Here is a 19,640-nt window from a genome sequence, read left to right as displayed (position 1 = left end):
CCGATGATAGTGCGGATACCCGTGTGAAAGTAGGTAATCGTCAGGCTCCCCTTAAAAACCCCTTGCTACCAACGTAGCAAGGGGTTTTTGCTTTGCAGCGACGCTTTTCATCAGCCCCTCGCACGCTGAATCCGACAGGTTGTCCGCCTAAACCGCGCTTCTATAGTCGCGCAAGAGGACGAGGACGGCGGCCCATTCTTCATAAGATCCGCTAACCAGCGCTTTGTATGCCGTCTCGCAACGGATGCGGGGCGGACATTAGCATCGTCTCTCAATCCATCTTCCCTCTAAAACCACGTCTGGATAGTCGCGTACGAGGACGAGCACAACTGCTCATTTTTCATAAGTGATCGGTACTGCCCCGCCGTGAGTCGGTCAATTAGGTTTGCAGCGTTTCTTGTAAACCACGACGCGCTCGATTTCCGTGAACCCGAGTGCCTGGTGGATCGTTTGGGCGTCGGTGTTGTTGATATCCGTGTCGGACGCGAACTCTACGCATCCATGTGACATCCCCCATTGCTCGACGGACGCGCACAAGGCTTGTGCCACACCGTTACGGCGCGTGAGAGGAACCACGTAAATACCTTCGAGAAACACGACTGGCGATGTATCGCAACCGTTGACGTAGTCGTGCCGTATCGATGCCTCCGCGAATCCGACGGCGTCTCCCGCCGCTGACTTGGCGATGAGCACCAGATGTCGTTCCGGTTGCGACAAAATGTCCTTCGTTTCTTGGTCATGCTCCTCAGGGCTCGCTTGAGGCCATAACTTTTCCCTCAGCGAACGCCAAGACGTCGCGTCGTTCGAGGCGATCCTTTCGATGTGGAACTGTGTACGTGTCATCGCTTAAGTACTCGTTGATGCAGATGACTTAGCGTACACCCGCGCGCGACATCCTTTCGCCCAAAACAAAACGCGCTACCCAATGGGCAGCGCGTTTTTTATTTCGACGCAGAACTAGCGTACCAGCGTCTTAACCCGCCGCTTCCGTTTCCGGGAACACCGGTTCGCCCAGATTCAGCATCAGACGGTTGGCCCACGCGAAGATGGCGATGGAGTGGATCAGGTCGAGGATCTCGGCATCGGTCAGGCCGACATCGCGCAATGCCTGCAACTGCGCCGGACGCACATCGCCAGGCGTCTCCGTCAGCGCAATCGAGAACTGCGCAATCGCCTTTTCGCGATCCGTCGTCCCCGCGGTGCGCGGTTCGTCGAACACTTCACGGATGACGTCGTTACGTTTCGCGAGTTGCTCGAATCGCTGCGCATGCACCGATGCACAGTACACGCATCCATTGATACGCGAGACGACCGTCGTCGACAGCTCCCGCTCAGCGCGCGGCATGCCACCCGGCGCGTACATGATGGCGTTAAACGCCGCAGAACGTTGACGAAGGATCTCGGCTTGATGCACGAGGAAGAGGTAATAATCCGATGTCTTAGCCTTCGGATGACTCTCTTCCAGCACCGCTACCTGCTCCGGCGTCGCCTTATCGAGTTCGACAACATCGAGCCAGGCGTCCCAGTCGAGCGACTCGTTGGTAAATCCATGCGAACGAATGATTTCGCTCATGCCGTCACCTCCTGCGGAGCCAGTTGTTTGAGCGCTTGCAGTCCTGCAACCAGACGCGTCTGATACGACAGGAACGCAATCAGTTGCGCCAGTGCGACGACGGCGGGCGTCGTCAGTCCCGCTGCAGGCAACTTGTGCAGCGCTTCCTTATCCCCTGCAACCGGATTCTCGATCAGCGTGCGCGTGAACGTCAGAATCGCGCGCAGACGTGCATCTGCCACATCGTCCGGGGACCCCGATTCTGCGGCCTTCAACTGCGCTGCATCGACATCATGCTTGTCCAACTCTGCGCGATAGTGCGCAGCGAGCGCAGGCGAGGGCGTCAGGCGGCTCGCGTACAGCCCCACGAGCAAACGCTCCACAAGCGAGATGCCTTCGAGCGCCGGATCGAACAACCCGTCGTAGCTACCCTGCGTGGCGACGGCCACCTTGTCGCGCGCATGACGCAACGTATGCGTAGCCGTCCCCTGCGTGAGTCCCGCGACGCGATCGACGAGATCGTTGGCGATGTCGTATTGAGTGTTGACGGTCATGATTGTCCTTGTGAATGAGCGCGCTCGGCCACAGCCTGCGCGAGGAACGCTTGCACCGCAGCCCACGAACGCTCGTCGGCGATCGCATTGGCGTCGGGCTCGCCGCCGCCGGTGCTGATCTTGCCTGAGACGGGATGGGCGTACACGAGCTGCGTGGTCGGTACAAACGGGAACACGATGGCGTGCCCCGCCCGGTCGAAATCGAGATGCTCGACGGCGTGCGGATGCGCATGCGCCGCGAGCCGCTCCGTCACCATCCGCGAATAGAGACTCGACGGCCACGAGCCATCGTCCTCTGCCGAGAGCAACATCACCGGCCCACGAATCTTCTCGACGGGGATGCGGGCGCGCTCTACTGCGTCTGCATCGTCAAGCGCGGTTAGCATGGCCTTGGCGTGACGATGGGGCGGCGGGCCTTCGTCGAAGGGCGCCCACGACGCCGTCCGGTTGTTTTCCCAGATGTGAGGCAACGGCTTGCCGTCGAGCAACCACGTCGGACCTTCGCGACCGATGGCCGGGTCGCACGCGTTCTGCGCACTGTGGATCAACGCACTCGGCACATAACCGATCACCGCAGACACGGCCTCGGGGAACGTCGCACCCAGCAGCAGCACCAACTCACCACCCCGCGATTGCCCGGAGAGCGCCACGAAGTCATGGGCCGGGCGCACCGTACGACGCAACCAATCCATGCCCCGCTTGAAGTATTCGAGCGGCGTATTGGAGATGTAGTCGGGCAGCCCCGGCCCCTTGAAGTAGCCGAGGGCGAATGCCGCGTAACCATGAGACGCATACAACGCGGCGCGCGGCTCGTTAATCCCGCCACCGGACCCGTTGAGGATCATGACGGCGGGATGCGGGCCTTCGCCCGGCGGCAGATACAGCGTGCCGACGAGTCCGTCCTCACGCACATCGCGTCGCGTCACACCTTCGCCGGCGAGCCGCTGAGTGAACGACACCGACGACCGGCATGAGGTTTTCGCCTGCGCGGATGGCACGTCAGTAGTCGAGACGCCAGATGCCGTGGCGGATCCGACGGCATGTCGCGTTTCCCCGCTTAATGCTGGGGAAGCGCTCGTGGCGCCCGTCGACGCTGCGCCATCGACGCCGACTTCCTGCGCATCCACCGTCGTCACCAGCGGTGCGACGATCGGTTGAGGGAAGACGTCGCGACTCTTGCCGTCGTCAGGCACCTGTGACCAAACGAGGCCCATCGCGGACACGCCCTGGTAGCTGCCGCTAACGGGGGCGTCGCGCGATACGTCGACCGTGCCGTCGGCATCGGCCACAAACGTCGCTTGCGCATGCCACACCACGCCACCCGCCCGCGCGGTGCGAGCGGTGAGCGTGACCTGTGCGCCGGGCGTCGCGCCGCGCACCACCAGGTGGCGCGGCACGTCGATCAACGCATCGGCGGGCGTTGCCGTCAGTATGAGAGATGAGGTCATCGATGACGTCATAACGCGTCGACGCCTTACTTCGCGGCCTTGGTCACTTGCATCGCGACGGTGCGATCGCTCGTGAACGGCGTGACCTTCAGGCCCTTACCTGCGGCCCAGATGTTCTGGTAGTGGTACAGCGGGATCGTGCCGACGTCGTCCGTCTCGACCTTCACCGACTGACGCAGGATTGCTTCACGCTTGCCTTCGTCGAACTCGGCCGTCGAGGCATCGAGCGCCTTGTCGATGGCCGGGTTGCTGTAGTGACCCCAGTTCGAAGCGCCCAGCCCCTTCTTTGCGTCGACCGTCGCCAGCACGTTCACAAGCGCGTAGCTCGCTTCACCCGTACCGTTACCCCAAGCCAGCATCGTCATGGCGTACTCGTTCTTGTTCGCGCGGCCCGAATACACGGCCCAGGGCACCACTTCCACTTGCGTCTTCACGCCGATACGCGTCCAGAACTGCGCCACGGCCTGCGCCGTCTCCGGCCCTTGCGGGTAGCGGTCGTTCGGCACGTGCATGGTCAGCTTGAAGCCTTCCGGGAAGCCCGCCTCGGCCAGCAGCTTCTTGGCTTGTGCGGCGTCGAACGGAATGTCCTTCACGTCCGGGTTGTAGCCAAAGGTGTCCTTCGGCATCCACTGGTTGGCCACGCTGGCCGTGCCTTGCATGATGCGCGAGACGATCGCTTCGCGGCTGATGGCGAGCGACAGCGCGCGACGCACACGCACGTCGAGCAGCGGGTTCTTCGCGAGCGGCTTACCGGCGTTGTCGGTGATGTACTGATTTGTGCCTTCACGGAACGTCGGTTGCAGCAACATCACGCGCAGACCCGGATACGGGTACACGGTCACGTTCGGCGCTTTCTTCAGACGCGGAATGTCCGAGGCCGAGACCTTGTCGATCACGTCGACGTCACCGGCCAGCAACGCGGCCGTACGTGCCGCACCGTTGTTGATGTAGCGATAGTCGACCTTTTCCCACTCCGACTTTCCGCCCCAGTAGCTGTCATTGCGAACCATCTCCACGCGATCGCCCGGCGTGTACGAGACGTACTTGAACGGGCCGGTGCCGACCATGGCGCGTCCGGCGTTGTAGTCGTCGGTGTTCGACTTCTCGCCCACGTGCTTGCTGACGATGTGCACCGACGCGAGGTTGAGCGGCAGATCCGGGTTCGGAATCTTCGTCTTGACGACGAGCGTGAGCGGGTCCGGCGCGCTCATCGTGTCGATGGTGCGCAGGTAGCCCGCGAAGGTCGCCACGCTGCCCGGCACGTTACGCGCGCGTTGGTACGAGTAGATGACGTCGGCAGCCGTGAAAGGCTGACCGTCGTGCCACTTCACGTTCGGACGCAGCTTGAATTCCCACGTCTTCGCGTCGAGCGCCTTCCACGACACGGCAAGGCCCGGCTGGAGCTTGTTCCACTTGTTCTCGACGAGCAGATCCCAGAAATGCAGATCCACCGAGCGGTCGCCCGCGTGGTTGTTCAACTGCGGGTCGAGCGACGAGAGCGGGTCGGCAAAGGCGATACGCAGCGTCGAAGAGTTGGATTGCGCGGAGGCCGCTGCGCTCGTCACGAGCAGGGCAGCCGCCAGAGAGGACAACAAGAAGCGTTTCATTATCAATCGATCCTGGTCGTTGGTGATTCGTTAAGGAGAGCTTTCAGTGAGCTATCGGTAAGTTGCGGGTCAGTTGTCGTTCAGATGACACGCACTGACGTGATTGATGGCCACCCCGCGCAGTGTCGGCACCTCGGTGCGGCAACGCGGCATGGCGTGCGGACATCGCGGATGGAAGTGACAGCCGCTCGGCGGCGCAATCGGGCTCGGGATCTCGCCACGAATCGCGGAGAACGTCTTGTGACGCACGTCGATGCGTGGAATCTCGGCGAGCAGCGCCTGCGTGTACGGATGGTTCGGGCGGCGGAAGACTTCTTCGACTGGCGCGCTCTCGACGATGCGTCCGAGATACATGATCACCACGCGATCCGAGAGATGCTCGACCACGCCGAGGTCATGGCTGATGAACACATACGTCAGACGCAGTTGTTCGCGCAGGTCCATGAACAGATTCAGAATCTGCGCCTGAATCGAGACGTCGAGCGCGGCGACCGCTTCGTCGCACACGAGCAGATCGGGATTGACCGCGAGCGCGCGGGCGATGCCGATACGCTGACGCTGTCCGCCGCTGAACTGGTGCGGATAACGATGACGCAGTGCTGGATCGAGACCTGCGCGTTGCAGCTGCGCGCTCACGTAATCGTCGAACCCGGCGCGATCCGTCAGCCCGTGCACGAGCGCACCTTCGCCGACGATGCGGTCGATGCGCAGTCGCGGGTTCAGGCTCGCGTACGGATCCTGAAAGATCATCTGAATCTTCAGACGCGCATCGCGTTGCTCGTCCGCCGACAACGCTTCAGCGGGACGTCCATGAATCTGCACTTCGCCGGAAGACGGCTTGAGCAAGCCCGCGAGCATGCGTCCGAGCGTGGACTTGCCGCAGCCCGACTCGCCCACGAGACCGACCACTTCACCGGGTTTGACGATGAGATCGACGTTATCGACCGCACGCACGACGGCAGGCGGATGCGCGAGACCGGCGCGCTCGAGCAGGCGTCCGGCAGGGCCGACGTGACGCTCACCGAAGCGCTTGCTTACCCCGCGCAGCGCCACGATGGGCGCAGGCAGCGTGGCGCTGGGACTGACCGATTTGCCGAAACCGGCGGTGGCCGGCTGACTTTGCGGCAGCGGCGTGTTCATACCATCTCCTTTTGCAGCGCAGCGCCCGGGTGGAAGCAACGCACGAGGCGACCCGGCGACGTCTGCGTCATCTCGGGACGCTCGCCGCAGACCGTCGTCGCATAGGCGCAGCGCGACGCGAAGGCGCATCCCGCTGGCATGTTCATCAGATTTGGCGTCATGCCGGGAATCTGACGCAGACGCTGGCCGCGCTTGTTCAGACTCGGCAGGCTGCCGATGAGGCCTGCGGTGTAGGGGTGTTGAGGTGCGTCGAGGACCGCGTCGACCGCACCTTGTTCGACGATGCGTCCCGCGTACATCACGGCGAGCGTATCGGCCAGACCTGCGACGACCGACAGATCGTGCGTAATCCAGATGAGCGCCGTGCCGTTCTGACGTGCCAGCTTCTGCACTTCGGAGAGGATCTGCGCCTGAATCGTGACGTCGAGCGCCGTGGTTGGTTCGTCCGCAATGATCAGATCCGGGCGATGCAGCATGGCGATGGCAATCGCCACACGTTGGCGCATGCCGCCCGAGAGTTGGTGCGGATACGCGCGCAGACGCTCGTCCGGGCTGGGAATGCCCATCATGCCGAGCGTGTCGCGTGCGAGATCGCGCGCCTGCGACTTCGACATCTTCTGATGCGCGCGCACGGCTTCGATCATCTGCACGTCGACCCGCAGCACGGGGTTGAGCGTCATCATCGGATCCTGAAAGATCATCGCGATGCGATTGCCTTGCAGGTGACGCAATTCGGCGGCGGACATCTTGGTGAGGTCACGACCTTGGAACAGCACTTCGCCGCCAACGATGCGGCCCGGCGCATCGACCAGTCCCATGATCGAGAAACCGGTCACCGACTTGCCCGAGCCGGACTCGCCGACGAGCCCCATGATGTGACCCGGCGGCAGCGAGAACGAGACGTCGTCCACGGCGGGAAGCGTACCGGCGCGCGTGATGAATTGCGTGCGCAGATTGCGCACTTCCAGCGTGAGCGGTGCGCTGGCGGATGAAGGGGAGGAAGTCACTGCGCCGCTCATTTCTGCAACCTTGGATTGAACACGTCGCGCAGGCGGTCGCCCACGAGATTGATGGCGACGACCGTGATGAGCAACGCCAGCCCCGGATACAGACTGATCCAGTAGTCGCCGGAGAGCATCGTCTGATAGCCGTTGGCGATGAGCAGGCCGAGCGACGGCTCCGTCACCGGGACACCGAGTCCGAGGAACGACAGCGTGGCTTCGAGCGTGATGGCGCGCGCCACTTGCAACGAGCCGACGACGATCAGCGGCGGCAGGCAGTTCGGCAGAATGTGACCGAGCACGATGCGCCAGTTCGGAATCGCCTGGCAACGCGCGGCTTCGACGTACTCGCGACGAGACTCGACCAGCGCCTGCCCGCGCGCGGTCCGCGCGAAGTAGGCCCATTCGAGCACGACGAGCGTGAGCACCACGTTGCCGATGCCCTTGCCTACGTACGCGAGGATCATCAGTGCGACGAGAATCGACGGGAACGACAGCAGCAGATCGACCAGACGCATGATGAAGGCGTCCACGCGACCGCCTGCATAGGCGGCGACCAGACCGAGGATCGTGCCGAGAATCCCGGCGACGAGCGCCGAGCCGATGCCCACGCCCAGGCTGATCCGCAGCCCGTAGATGATGCCGGAGAGCAGGTCGCGTCCCTGACCGTCGGTGCCGAGCCAGTAGGTGTAATGTGCGTCGACGTTTTCCGAGCCGGGCGGCAGCCGGTTGTCCAGCACGTTGAGTTGCGCCAGATCATAGGGATTCTGCGGGGAGATCCACGGCGCAGTCAGCGCGGCGACGATGAGCACCACGAGCACCACGAGGCCGAGCACGGCACTCTTCGAGCGCAGCAGCTCGCGCAGCCCTTGCTGCCACGGCGATTCGCGCCGCACCGGCACGGGTTCGACGGTGAGCGCTGGCGTGGGCGCGTTATTGGGGGATGGGGTCAGCGACATCAGGCAGCGGCCTCCACGCGCACACGCGGATCGAGCCACTTGTAGAGCACGTCCACGATCAGGTTGAGCGACACGAACAGGCACACCACGACGATGAGATACGCCACGATCACAGGGCGGTCGAGCGCGTTGATGCTGTCGAGAATGAGCTTGCCCGCGCCGGGCCATGCGAACACGCTTTCCGTTACGACAGCGAAGGCGATGGTCGAACCGAATTCGAGACCCAGCACCGTCACCAGCGGAATCAGCGTATTACGCAGCACGTGCACGAGCACGACCCGCAGCGGCGACAAGCCCTTGGCGCGCGCGAATTTCACGTAGTCCTGCGGCAGCACTTCGGACACCCCGGCGCGCGTCAGTCGCAGCACCAACGAAATCTTGAACAGCGCCAGATTGAGCGCGGGCAGAATCAGGTGACGCAGTCCGTCGACGGTGAGGAACGACCATTCCACGCCGAACAGGCGCACCGTTTCGCCGCGACCGCTCGCAGGCAGCACGCCCAGATGCACCGAGAAGAACATGATGAGCATCAGGCCGACCCAGAACGTCGGCAGCGAGAAGCCCACGATGCTGCCCGTCATCAACAGTTTCGAGATCGGGTTGCGCGGGTAGAGACCGGCGAACAGGCCGAGCGGAATGCCGATGAACACCGCGAGGATGAGTGCGGCAAACGCGAGTTCGAGCGTTGCGGGTAGGCGTTGCAGAATCAGTTGAATGGCCGGGACGTTGTACACGTAGCTATTGCCCAACTCGCCGTGTAGTGCGCCCGCGATGAACGACAGGTACTGACGCCACAACGGCTGGTCGAGGCCGAGCTGCGCGATGATGCGGGCGCGGTCGATCTGGTCGACGTCCTGACCGATCAGGATGTCGATCGGATTGCCGATTGCGTGCAGACCGACGAACACGATCAGCGTCATCAGCCACACCACTAACACCGCTTGCAATACGCGGCGCAAAATCCATGCGGTCATGATGCGAGACGCTCCTTGTCGGTAGGCGCGACAGCCGCATCGACCACTGCGGGCGGTGGCGGCGCAGGCGTCCATTCGTCGCCGTAGACTTCGGGCTCCTCATACGCCTCCATGTTGGCGTAATGGTGCTCGACGTCCTCACGATAGAACGTGCCTGCCAGCCCTTGCGCGAGACGCTTTGCGCCTTCGCTCACGGCCGGGATGTCACCCGACAGCGCGCCATGCGAAAGCGTGGCCGGTGCACAGAAGCAATGGATGCGCTCCAGTCCGGGGCAGGTGCCCGGCGTCTTCTCCTGAAACTCGAACGTCGGGCCGAGATCCGGCGAGTCCGACAGTTCCACGTCTTCATCACCCGCTGCGGGCGTATAGCGGTCGCTCCACTTGCGCACAAACTTCGAGAAGGCGGCGAACTCGGGGCGGCCGCCGATATCGATGCGGAACCCCGTCGCGAAGACGAGGAAGTCGAGCACGAACGTGCCCTTGGCCGTGCGCACGTGCAGTTCGTCGCCCACCGGAGTGACGTCGAGAATCGGTGCACCGAGGTTGAAGCGTGCGTTGTCGTGACGCGAGACGCGCAAGGTGCTGCCGCGCGGCGGTGGCACCTGTTGCACGTTGACGTAGTGACGGATGCGCCACTTCCAGTCGTCCGGCAGATTGACGTGACCGTGCGTGAGACCGGGATTGCCTGCGCCCTTGCCCTTGTTGACGCGCGGAATGTCCACGCGGCGGATCAGCATGTCGACGCTGGCGGCACCCGCTTCGAGCGCGGTGGCGGCGCTGTCCATCGCCGAGGCACCCGCACCGATCACACCGACGCGCTTGCCGCGCAGCGTTGCGTAATCCATCACGTCGGACGAATGCGCGTAGAAGTGGCGCGGCAATTCGCGTGCGAACGCGGGGACGGTCGGGCCACCGAGTCCATCGCGTCCAGTCGCGAGCACCACGTGACGCGCGTAGACCTTGCTTTCGCCTGCGGGCGACGTCACCGACAGTTCGACCAGACCGTCTTCGCCGCGCGGCGTGATGGCGGTAATGCGATGGTCGTTACGCACATCGATGGCGAGGACGTCGCGATACCAGCGCAGGTAGTCCATCCATTGCAGACGCGGAATCTTGTCGAGAGCGTCCCAGGCGTCGATGCCGAATTGCGCTTCGAACCATGCGCGGAAGGTGAGTGCGGGCAAGCCGAGTGCCGGGCCGGTGAGCTGCTTGGGCGAGCGAAGCGTTTCCATGCGGGCGGTCGTGGCCCACGGACCTTCGAAGCCGCGTGGCGACTGATCGAAGATCACAGCGCCCACGCCGAGGTGCGTAAGCGACGTGGCTGCCGCCAGTCCGGCCATACCGCCGCCGATGATGGCGACGTCGAGCACGGGCTGACCGTTGTACGAGCGCTCGGGTACCCAGCGCTTGGCGGGCAATTCGAGCCAGGCGAGATCCTGACGCAGACGCGCTTCGAGCGCGGACAGGCCGGTGGCGGAGGTCGGGGTGGTCGTGGACAGGGTCATGACGACTGAGCTTCCTTGGGAGCGGGCAAGTCGCCGTAAAGCGACTGCAAGACTTGAGCGTGTTCGGTGGCGGCGCGTTGCACGAAATCGGGTAGCAGCGCACGGGCGGCGTCCGCCAGCGCGTCGACGAAGGCGAGGGCGGCGGGGGACGGCGCACGGGCGTCGCGCGTGATGACGCCAAAGAAGAAGGGGATGTCGGCGTCGATGGGCCGCACAGCGACGTCGGCCAGCGGCAGACCGTAGGCCGTCACCGGTTCGAGAACGGCCACGCCGAGGCCAGCGCGCACGGCGGTCATCGCATTGATCGACGCATTCGTCTCGATGAGACCGGCCGGTGCGACACCCGCCTGCGAGAACGCTTGATCGAGGCGACGGCGCAGACGATACGGGTTCTGCATGGTGATGATGCGACGTCCGGCGCACTCGGCCAGCGGCAGACGGTCATGGAGGGCCAGCGGGTCGTCGCTGCGCACAGCCGCCACGCAGGCCGATTCGCCGATCCAGTGCACGACGATGCCGCGATGCTCCAGCGGCAGGCTGGTCACGCCGATGTCGGCCGCGCCGGTCAGCACGGCATGCACGACCTGCTCGGGCGACGTGCTGCGCATCTGAATCTGCTGGGCGTCGTGTGCGAGGCCGGGCAGCGCGAGCGCGGCGGGCACCAGCCCAGCGGCGAGCGCCGAGGTGGCGGCTACGTGCAACGGGCGGGTCTGGCCGCGCGCGATCTCGTCGGCGCGGGCGCGAATCTGCTGCAAACCGGCGAGCACGTGCTCGACGTCTTCAAACAGGAGAAAGCCTTGTTCCGTGGGCGTGACGCGGGGGCCGCTGCGCGTGAACAGGGCGTAGCCGATCTCGGCTTCGAGCTCCTGGATCATGCGGGTGATGGCAGGTTGCGAGCGCCCGAGCAGACGCCCGGCTGCAGTAATGCTGCCGGTCGACATGACTGCCGCGAAGGCTTCGAGTTGGCGTAATTCCATCTGGCTCGGTGTGGGGATGAGAACGGAGCGCGTACCCCTACGCGCCCCGTCTCCGGTCATCGACGACGCCAGGGCCGTCGATACCGCAACCTGTTGTATTCGGATTGCGTATTCTTCGACCTACAGCATGCGTCTTGCAAATACTTAATATTTATATGCTCATGACCCGAAGTGGAAAGGAGGGTTTTGCCTAGGTGACGCAAGGGGGAAAAGAAATTGAGCGGGCCGGAAGGCCTTGGGGAGCGTCTCGCCGGGTGAGACGGCGGCATGCCGATTCAGCCGATTGGGCATGCTGGATGTGGGGTTTCTCGTCTCATCGCATAAGACGAGGGGCGCGTCGTGATTCCGGCGAGGATGCCGCGTGGGCGACGCGTGGGGCGCTACCGGACGTCGAACGGCAGCCGAAGCTGGTCGGGATCTTCTGGGCGCGGCTGACGGCGACGCAAAAGCGCCACACTTCGCGGCTTCTTCGGCGCAGCGTCGGGCCGCTCGACGTGACTCAGACGAAACGCCGGTCGGGTGAGGTGCAGCACCGTCAACGGGGCGGGGGGCCGTGGATTCAGCAGCCCGTAATGCAGCGAGACGTCGACCCAGCAGGCGGTAGATGTCGGGGTCGAAGCCCGTCGCGGCAGGCATGTTGTCGACGAGCGCGTCCAATGCATCGCGCGACGCTACGCTGCCCAGGTACTGCCACCGGTCGACGACGTGGTATTCGACGTCGTTGTCCCCATGCTCTTCGATGGCAATGGGGCCGTCGTAGGGCCACGTTTCGAGTTGCAGCGTCGCGAGGGCTTCTCGCGTGCGTTCCGTATGGTCCGCTAGCGGCGCGTCGCCCACGCACACGCCGTCGCAACGTTTGACCTGATAGCCGAAGCACGGACGCCCCTTCGCGACCTTCTCCAGCCCCAGTTGCGCGCAACACAGACGATGTTCGTCGGCCAGCGCTCGCAACGCGCTCTCCGCACCGTTGCGCGACGAGAATGTGCCGTACAGCGATTCGGCACCGGAAAAGTCCACCGTCTTTGCGCTTACGAGTTGCGGCGTATCGCTGTCCTGCGTCAACTGCCAACTGTAGAGACTTGCGGAACGGCGCAGCATCCGGTTGTGCACCGGCTGCAACTGTTTGACCAACTGCGATTCAAGCAACAACGCACCCAGTTCTCCGACCGTGCGCCGCACTTCGACGCGTCGGATTTCCTGCGAGATGCGCAGATCTTTCGCAACCTGATGATCGCTGGAGAAGTGCGAGCGCACGCGCGCACGAACGTCGATGCTCTTGCCGACATACAGCAGCGTGTCGCCTTCGCCATAAAAGAGATAGACGCCGGGACTGTCGGGCAGGGCGTCGATGGCTTCGTCCGGCAATTGCGGCGGTTGGCTCGACCGCTTCGTCACGCGTTGCACCGCTTGTCCGATCAGGTCGGGTGTATAGAGCGTGTGGAGTTTTTGCCAGAACTGCCAGAGCAGGTCGGCGTCGGCCAGTGCGCGGTGACGGCCTTGCGGTGCGAGGCCGAAGCGGGCAATCAGCGCGTCCAGCCCATGCCGCGCGGCCGACGGAAACAGCAGGCGCGACAGACGCACCGTGCACAGCACATCTGCCTGAAAGCCGATGCCTGCGCGGCGGAATTCGTTCTTGAGAAAGCCGTAATCGAAGCGGGCGTTGTGGGCGACGAACAGCTTGCCGTGCAGACGCTCGGCAAGCCCTTGCGCGAGCGTGTCGAAAGAGGGCTGCCCGCGCACCATCTCGTTGGTGATGCCCGTCAGCTTCTGAATGAAGGGTGGGATCGGCTCGGCAGGGTCGAGCAGCGTGCTCCACTGTTCGATGCCGTGGGGGCCCACTTCGACCACGCCGATTTCGGTGATGCGGTCCTCAAGCGCATTGCCCCCGGTCGTCTCCAGATCGACGAAGACCATCGGTGCGGGCAGCGAACGGGCGAGCGCGTCCGGATCGATCCCTTCAGGCGGGATGAACACGGCATTAGCGTCTTCGACCACATTCTCGAACACTTGCAGGACCTCGTTTCCGGTGCGTGCTACTCAGCGCTCAAGCCGGACACGCCGAACCACCGGCGGGGGCCGCGGACATCAGCGCCGATGCACCGGCCATGAACGATGACGCGGTGGCATCGTCTGCCGTCAGTTCGTCGTCGGCGGCATCGGTGATATCGGTGAATGTGGCGACGATGGCGCGAAAGACGGCAGGTGCCGGGGCGTTGGGCCATTGCAGATCGACGGCGTCGTCGAGCGACGGCAACTCGCCATCGCGACGTAGCGCTTCGTCGCCGGGCAGACGCAGCAGGCGCGCGAGCACCCACGGCTCGTGCCGTGCCTGAAGTCCGATATCCGCTTCCGCTTCGTCGGCAATCGCGACCAGCGTACGCCAGTCGAGCGACATTGTGTCGATGTGGGCGTCGCCCGGCACGACGGCCGTCTGACGTTGCTGCACGTAGCGCGCGGCGATTTCTCGGACGATGCCCGCAAGGTCGCGTTCGGCGGCGCTCAGCGCCAGTTGATCCCAGTCGATGGTTTCCATGAGATGCTCCTCGATTGGGAGACATAATACTGTATAAAATCACAGTGCGCACGCCACGTATCCGGAGGGTGAACGCAGTGAAGACAGCGGGGGATGGGGACAGGCTCGTCGCGACGGTTCCGTCGTGTAATACTCTGCGCCATTCTTCCCGCACAGGAGCACGCCTCCGATGTTGACTCTGTACACCTTCGGCCCGGCATTCGGGCTGCCCGATGCAAGTCCGTTCGTCGTCAAGGCGGAGATGCTGCTCAAGCTCGCGGGGGTGCCGTACCGCACCGACCGTGGCGGCTTTCGGCGCGCGCCCAAGGGCAAGCTGCCCTATATCGAGGACGACGGCGAGATCATCGCGGACTCGACGCTGATCCGGTTGCACATCGAACAGAAGTACGGGTTCGACTTCGACGGGAGTCTCACGCCCGAGCAGCGAGGCGCGGCGTGGATGTTCGAGAAGGCGCTGGAGGATCACTTCTACTGGTATGTCGTGCAGGCACGCTGGTGCGACGACGAGAACTTCGCCAAAGGGCCTGCATCGTTCTTCCGTTCGATTCCGTGGCCGGTGCGTCCTGTCGCGCAGGCGGTGATCCGTCGCAAGATCCGCAACACGCTGCACGGGCAGGGCACGGGGCGTTACAAGCCGGAGGAAGCGACCCGGATACTGGCGCGCGGTGCGCAGGCGGCGGCGCAGATGCTGGGCGACAAGCCCTACTTCTTCGGCGACAAGCCGTGCAGTGCCGACGCCACCGCGTTCGCCTTTATCTCAGGCGCGATGACGCCGTCGTTCCGTATGCCGCTGCGCAACGAGATCGAGCACCATCCGAATCTGACGGCTTACGTAGCGCGTATGCGTGGTGAGTTTTTCCCTGAGCTTGCCTGAACCTGTTTGAGCGTTGCCCGCGCGGCGGTGCGCCTCCCGCATCATCGGATGCGTGCGCCGTCAACCCGCTTCGGACGCCGTCTCGTCGCTGGGCAGTACGTCGGAGAGCACGAGATTGCGCCCCGAGATTTTCGCGGCGTACAGCGCCCGGTCGGCGCGCATGCACAGGGCTTCGAGGCTCTCGCGTTCGAGCCACGTTGCCACGCCGCCGCTCAGCGTGTAGTGGCACACCCCGAACGGTCCCGCCACCAGATGACGGCTCGCCTGCGTGCGCAGCCGCTCCGCAATACGAATCGCCCCCGGTGTGTCGGTGCCCGGCAAGAGCACCGCGAACTCCTCGCCGCCGAGTCGCCCGAAGACGTCGCCTTCGCGCAGACTGTCGCGCACCAGCTTCACGAACTCGCGCAACACCGTGTCGCCACCCGCATGGCCGTGGGTGTCGTTGATCGACTTGAAGTGATCCAGATCGATGACGACGATGGACAGCGGCCAGCCGCGCGCCACCGCCCGCACCATCTCCTGACGCGCGAGCAGATCGAAATGCTTGCGTGAGAGCGCGCCCGTCAGATAGTCGCGGTTGGCGGCTTCTTCGGCTGTGGCGAGCATCGCATCGTGAATCATCAGCACGGCGCCCATCGTCATCGCGGGCATCACGATCGTGCCGATGGTCAGCATGATGGTGTTGAACACCGTCGGCGCGAACACTTCCGGACCGGGTGCGGGCGTCCATCCGAAGACCGCGCCCCGCACGATGTGTGCCACGGCGAACGCGGCTGCCATGGCGGCGGTCAGCCAATAGTTGTAGCGATGACGGCGCGGCGGTATGTGACGCAGGATCAGTACCGACACGGCGAGCAACCAGATCGCGTGATACGCCGAGACGATCACCACGCGCAGTTGCGGATTGTCGATGCCGTAGTAGAAAAACAGGATCGCCGCCGCGAGCACGCCGAGCGACGCCCCCAGCGCGTGCCAGTGTGGCCGCTGGCCGAGAAAGCGCGCGCATCCGGCGAAGTAGAGCAGCATGCCGCCCGCCAGCGTCAGGTTCGCAACGGGGATCGACAGGAAATCGGGAACGACGCCGCGCAGTGCGAACAGCGGTAGCGCGACGAGAACGGCAACGTTGGCGAGCGACCATTCCCGAACACCGGCCACGCGCGAGCGTAGCAGGGAACCCACGATCAGCAACATCATGAAGCTGAGGAGTGAGGTGATCGCGAGCAGGGACGTCGTCAACATGGCAATGGCCAATGCGTGGGGGCTGACATGTGTTGAGCATTGTAATGTACGCCGCGACGCGCGTTACATTCCAATGAGGGCGACGCCAGTAGAATGACCGGGTTAGTCATTTCCGCTTCGAGGAACCTCGTCAATGCCGACGACCCGATTCAACGCATCCCGTCATTCCCGCCGTTCCCTCCTTTCCCGCCACCGCTTCGCGATTCGCGCGACCGCGCTTGTCCTCGGCGTGGCCGCCGGATTCAGCGCCGTTTCGGTGCACGCGCAGCAGGAGCCGATGCGACGCCGTGCGGCGCAGCCGCCATTGTTCGCCACGCCCGCGAGTGGTGCAGAGGCGGGCACGGCACCGGCGGCCGACATCAATCGCGACGTGCGCCCGGCGCTCGAAGCCGCCAACCTGTGGTTGGGGTTGGCCGACATCAACCGTGGGCAACAAAGCTGGGATCAGGCCGCGCCGGTGTTTCAGCGGGCGATTTCGGCCGAAGACTGGGCCGCGAATCTGCAAGCCGCGCGTGGGCCGTTGGGAAAAGTGAAGTCACGCAAAACGCTGGACGCTGTCTTTACCCGCACCTTGCCTGGGCAGCCGGACGGGGAGTACGTGGTGATTCAGTACGGGACCGTGTTCGAGCACAAGGCCGAAGCGCATGAAATGGTCACGATGGTCTTCGGTCTCGACGGTCGCTGGCGCGTCGCTGGTTATCTGGTGCGCTAAGTTCGGCGACGGAGCGATTTAGCGCGGCAGCGCGGGCTCGACGATGTCCATCGTCGTCTCGACGTGGGTGCGCGCGATCTGTTCGGCAAGCGCTTCGTCATGTGCGCGCAGGGCCGCGACCAGTTCGCGATGCTGCTGATTGGTGGTGCGCAGTTGCTCGTCCGAGAACATGACGGGCACGCGCAGCGCCCAGTAATAGAACTGTGTACGTTCGTGAAACTGCGCGATTACGACGTTATCTGCCGCCTTGACGATCAGGTCGTGGAATTCCGTGTTGAGACGATTGAGCGCCAGTCGCGGCAGATTGGCCGTCGGCTCCATCTGTTCGATGAGGGCATCGAGCGCGTCGCACATCTCGGGCGAGATTTTGCGTGCTGCCAGGCGGGCGGTCTCGGATTCGATGGCGATACGGCTCTCGAAGATGGCGCGCACGGGCAGATGATCGGCGCCTTGAACTTCCCAGCCGCGGTTACGGGCGATAAAGCCTTCACCTTGCAGGATCAGCAACGCTTCGCGCACCGGCGTGCGGCCAACCCCCAGCAATTGAATCAGATCGTCCTCGATGAGACGCTGCCCCGGCTTGAGCTCCGAAGCGAGAATCATTCCGCGGATCTTGCTCCGCACTTCACCGGTAATCAGGTTGCTGGGCGCTTTCATCTGATGCTTGTGTCTTCCCTAGAGCCGGCGCGTGCGCCGTGTACTTCGACTTCGGTGAGCGTTGCCGGTCTCGCCGGACTGCTCATGCATGAGGCTGCACGATGTAGGCGCCATGCATGCATATGGGCGCGTCGTGCGCCCCATCCCCCATGCCGCTGCGGATTTTACCGAGTTTCTTTCGGCGCCCCGAAAACCGTTCCCAAAAGGTCAAAGTCAAGCCAGTCATGCGAGACAGGCATGACGCCGGTCCGGTTTTGCACAATTCTTTTGGTTTCCGAAGCGAGGGCTCGCTTATACGCACGTTTGAAGCGTTGGAAAAGTACCATAACGCCAGACGTGGCGGGGTTCGCGCTCACTCACTTGTAGTGTGAGCGCCCACCGTCATAGCGTTGCGGGTACCGAAACATGCGAGGCGCAGCGGCTTTGGAAAACTGCTGAAGATGTGAAGCAAGCACCTCGAATAACCCCTCAAAAATGATGGGTATTCGCCAGCCGGATCGTCGGGGCTTCCGTCTGCGTTTGCCCGTTTTCGTCTGTATTTCCCAGCATGCGGGATTTGGCCGACGCCGCATGCGCTCGATCAGCGATCAATGACGGCGATTTGTTTGTGAAAACGGGCAAATGAGAATAATTCAGTGCGATTGTTGGCGGAATCGGTGCAAACCCCGTCGAACACGCAGATGCCCGATTGCACCTGACCCCGAATGGCGCACCCCGTCGGCGTTGCCCGTCGGGAAATGGCGTCGCATGGCAGAATCGACGCAGCCGCATTCGTCTGCTTCGTCTTCTTCGTTTTCCCGTCTCATTGACTCATCGACCCATGCCCTCATCGCTTTCCCAGTGCATGCACCGTCTGTCGCAATATGCCGTTGCGACGCTGCGCGCCGGTGCGCTCATCGGTTTCACTTCGCTCGTCGCAATGAGTGGGGCGAGTGCAGCAAGTCCCGACAGCAACGCCGGTCCCGCCTACGGTCCGGAATTGCAGGGCTTCGACTATCCGTATCCGGTCAATCGCTTCGACTTCACGTCGCAGCGCACACCGCTGCACATGGTCTATCTCGACGTGAAGCCGTCCGAGCCGAATGGCCGCACCGTCGTGCTGCTGCATGGCAAGAACTTCTGCGCGGCGACCTGGCAGGAGACGATCGACGCGTTATCGGGCGCAGGCTACCGCGTCATTGCGCCGGATCAGATCGGCTTCTGCAAATCGAGCAAGCCCGCGCAGTATCAGTACAGCTTCCAGCAACTGGCGAACAATACGCATGCGTTGCTCGCGTCGCTGGGCATCAAGACGGCGACCATCGTGGGTCATTCGACGGGAGGCATGCTGGCGGCGCGCTACGCGCTGATGTATCCGGACGAGACGCAGCAACTGGTGCTGGTCAATCCGATCGGTCTGGAAGACTGGAAAGCGCTGGGCGTGCCGTCGAAGACGGTGGACGAGTGGTTCGACCGCGAGTTGCGCACGAGCGCACCGGGCATCCGTCGCTACGAACAAGCGACGTACTACGCGGGGCAGTGGAACGAGCGCTACGAGCCGTGGGTGCAGATGCTCGCGGGCATGTATCGCGGGCCTGGCAAGCGCATCGTCGCGTGGAATTCGGCGTTGCTCTACGACATGATCTACACGCAGCCGGTCGTGTACGAACTCGGACAGATTCGTGTGCCGACGTTGCTGATGATCGGTGACAAGGACACCACCGCCATCGGCAAGGATTTTTCGCCACCGGAGGTGCAGGCGCGCATCGGGCACTACGCCGAGCTGGCCAAAACGACACACGCCCGAATTCCCGGTTCCACGCTCGTCGAATTCCCCGATCTGGGGCACGCCCCGCAGATGCAAGACCCGGCGGCGTTCCACAAGGCACTGCTCGCAGGACTGGCGGCGCTGAACTGATCGACGCGCAA

18 protein-coding genes are annotated in these 19,640 nt (G+C 63.6%); 3 read left to right on the top strand and 15 right to left on the bottom strand.

Annotated features, from left to right (window positions below; genetic code table 11):
• Nucleotides 1–375 precede the first annotated feature (375 nt).
• The 13 genes from aac(6') to ACIQWO_RS25960 all read right to left on the bottom strand — a co-directional run bounded on the left by aac(6') (nt 376) and on the right by ACIQWO_RS25960 (nt 14,250).
• Nucleotides 376–843 carry an aminoglycoside 6'-N-acetyltransferase gene (gene aac(6') / locus ACIQWO_RS26020; RefSeq protein ID WP_402830378.1) on the bottom strand — a complete coding sequence of 156 codons (468 nt, stop codon included), beginning with the start codon at nt 841–843 and terminating at the stop codon, nt 376–378.
• 130 nt (nt 844–973) lie between these two features.
• Nucleotides 974–1,573, bottom strand: a complete 600-nt coding sequence (locus ACIQWO_RS26015; RefSeq protein ID WP_402830376.1) for a peroxidase-related enzyme — start codon at nt 1,571–1,573, stop codon at nt 974–976.
• Nucleotides 1,570–2,106 (bottom strand): CMD domain-containing protein, encoded by a 537-nt coding sequence (locus ACIQWO_RS26010; protein ID WP_402830374.1) that lies wholly within the window; start codon nt 2,104–2,106, stop codon nt 1,570–1,572. Before ACIQWO_RS26010 ends, ACIQWO_RS26015 begins: the two co-directional genes overlap by 4 nt.
• The gene (locus ACIQWO_RS26005; protein WP_402830371.1) at nt 2,103–3,554 is read right to left on the bottom strand and encodes an acyl-CoA thioesterase/bile acid-CoA:amino acid N-acyltransferase family protein; all 1,452 of its coding nucleotides are present in this window, start codon (nt 3,552–3,554) and stop codon (nt 2,103–2,105) included. The genes ACIQWO_RS26010 and ACIQWO_RS26005 overlap by 4 nt, the downstream gene beginning before the upstream one ends.
• A gap of 26 nt (nt 3,555–3,580) precedes the next feature.
• On the bottom strand, nt 3,581–5,161 hold the full coding sequence (locus ACIQWO_RS26000) for an ABC transporter substrate-binding protein (protein ID WP_402830368.1): 1,581 nt from the start codon (nt 5,159–5,161) through the stop codon (nt 3,581–3,583).
• 69 nt (nt 5,162–5,230) lie between these two features.
• Complete coding sequence (locus tag ACIQWO_RS25995) at nt 5,231–6,229, bottom strand: ABC transporter ATP-binding protein (protein ID WP_150577305.1); 999 nt, start codon at nt 6,227–6,229, stop codon at nt 5,231–5,233.
• Nucleotides 6,230–6,297: 68 nt separating this feature from the next.
• Nucleotides 6,298–7,308, bottom strand: a complete 1,011-nt coding sequence (locus ACIQWO_RS25990) for an ABC transporter ATP-binding protein (protein ID WP_402830366.1) — start codon at nt 7,306–7,308, stop codon at nt 6,298–6,300.
• An 8-nt stretch (nt 7,309–7,316) separates the two neighbouring features.
• Entirely contained in the window at nt 7,317–8,261 is a 945-nt protein-coding gene (locus ACIQWO_RS25985) for an ABC transporter permease (protein WP_402830363.1), read from the bottom strand.
• The gene (locus ACIQWO_RS25980) at nt 8,261–9,235 is read right to left on the bottom strand and encodes an ABC transporter permease (protein WP_402830360.1); all 975 of its coding nucleotides are present in this window, start codon (nt 9,233–9,235) and stop codon (nt 8,261–8,263) included. Before ACIQWO_RS25980 ends, ACIQWO_RS25985 begins: the two co-directional genes overlap by 1 nt.
• Nucleotides 9,232–10,740: an NAD(P)-binding domain-containing protein gene (locus ACIQWO_RS25975; protein ID WP_402830358.1), complete on the bottom strand. Its 1,509-nt coding sequence runs from the start codon at nt 10,738–10,740 to the stop codon at nt 9,232–9,234. The genes ACIQWO_RS25980 and ACIQWO_RS25975 overlap by 4 nt, the downstream gene beginning before the upstream one ends.
• Nucleotides 10,737–11,717 (bottom strand): LysR family transcriptional regulator, encoded by a 981-nt coding sequence (locus ACIQWO_RS25970; protein ID WP_402830355.1) that lies wholly within the window; start codon nt 11,715–11,717, stop codon nt 10,737–10,739. The genes ACIQWO_RS25975 and ACIQWO_RS25970 overlap by 4 nt, the downstream gene beginning before the upstream one ends.
• 159 nt (nt 11,718–11,876) lie before the next feature.
• Nucleotides 11,877–13,724, bottom strand: coding sequence for an exonuclease domain-containing protein (locus ACIQWO_RS25965; RefSeq protein ID WP_402830352.1), 1,848 nt, complete (start codon nt 13,722–13,724; stop codon nt 11,877–11,879).
• A 37-nt stretch (nt 13,725–13,761) separates the two neighbouring features.
• Entirely contained in the window at nt 13,762–14,250 is a 489-nt protein-coding gene (locus ACIQWO_RS25960) for a DUF2471 family protein (protein WP_402830349.1), read from the bottom strand.
• A 169-nt stretch (nt 14,251–14,419) separates the two neighbouring features.
• Between ACIQWO_RS25960 and ACIQWO_RS25955 the strand changes: the two genes are divergently transcribed.
• A complete protein-coding gene (locus ACIQWO_RS25955; protein ID WP_402830346.1) occupies nt 14,420–15,124 on the top strand; it encodes a glutathione S-transferase C-terminal domain-containing protein in 705 nt (234 codons plus the stop codon).
• Between the two features lie 60 nt (nt 15,125–15,184).
• On the opposite strand, the gene ACIQWO_RS25950 is transcribed toward ACIQWO_RS25955, so the two are convergent.
• Nucleotides 15,185–16,363: a GGDEF domain-containing protein gene (locus tag ACIQWO_RS25950; RefSeq protein ID WP_402830343.1), complete on the bottom strand. Its 1,179-nt coding sequence runs from the start codon at nt 16,361–16,363 to the stop codon at nt 15,185–15,187.
• 133 nt (nt 16,364–16,496) lie between these two features.
• On the opposite strand from ACIQWO_RS25950, the gene ACIQWO_RS25945 reads away from it, so the two are divergent.
• Complete coding sequence (locus ACIQWO_RS25945) at nt 16,497–17,075, top strand: DUF4019 domain-containing protein (protein WP_402830341.1); 579 nt, start codon at nt 16,497–16,499, stop codon at nt 17,073–17,075.
• Between the two features lie 18 nt (nt 17,076–17,093).
• On the opposite strand, the gene ACIQWO_RS25940 is transcribed toward ACIQWO_RS25945, so the two are convergent.
• Nucleotides 17,094–17,732: a GntR family transcriptional regulator gene (locus ACIQWO_RS25940; RefSeq protein WP_233326644.1), complete on the bottom strand. Its 639-nt coding sequence runs from the start codon at nt 17,730–17,732 to the stop codon at nt 17,094–17,096.
• 919 nt (nt 17,733–18,651) lie between these two features.
• On the opposite strand from ACIQWO_RS25940, the gene ACIQWO_RS25935 reads away from it, so the two are divergent.
• The gene (locus ACIQWO_RS25935) at nt 18,652–19,629 is read left to right on the top strand and encodes an alpha/beta fold hydrolase (RefSeq protein WP_402830395.1); all 978 of its coding nucleotides are present in this window, start codon (nt 18,652–18,654) and stop codon (nt 19,627–19,629) included.
• The last annotated feature ends 11 nt before the right edge of the window (nt 19,630–19,640 follow it).

This window comes from Pandoraea sp. NPDC090278 (assembly GCF_044772185.1).
Lineage (GTDB): Bacteria > Pseudomonadota > Gammaproteobacteria > Burkholderiales > Burkholderiaceae > Pandoraea.
This window is presented reverse-complemented; position numbering and strand designations above follow the sequence as displayed.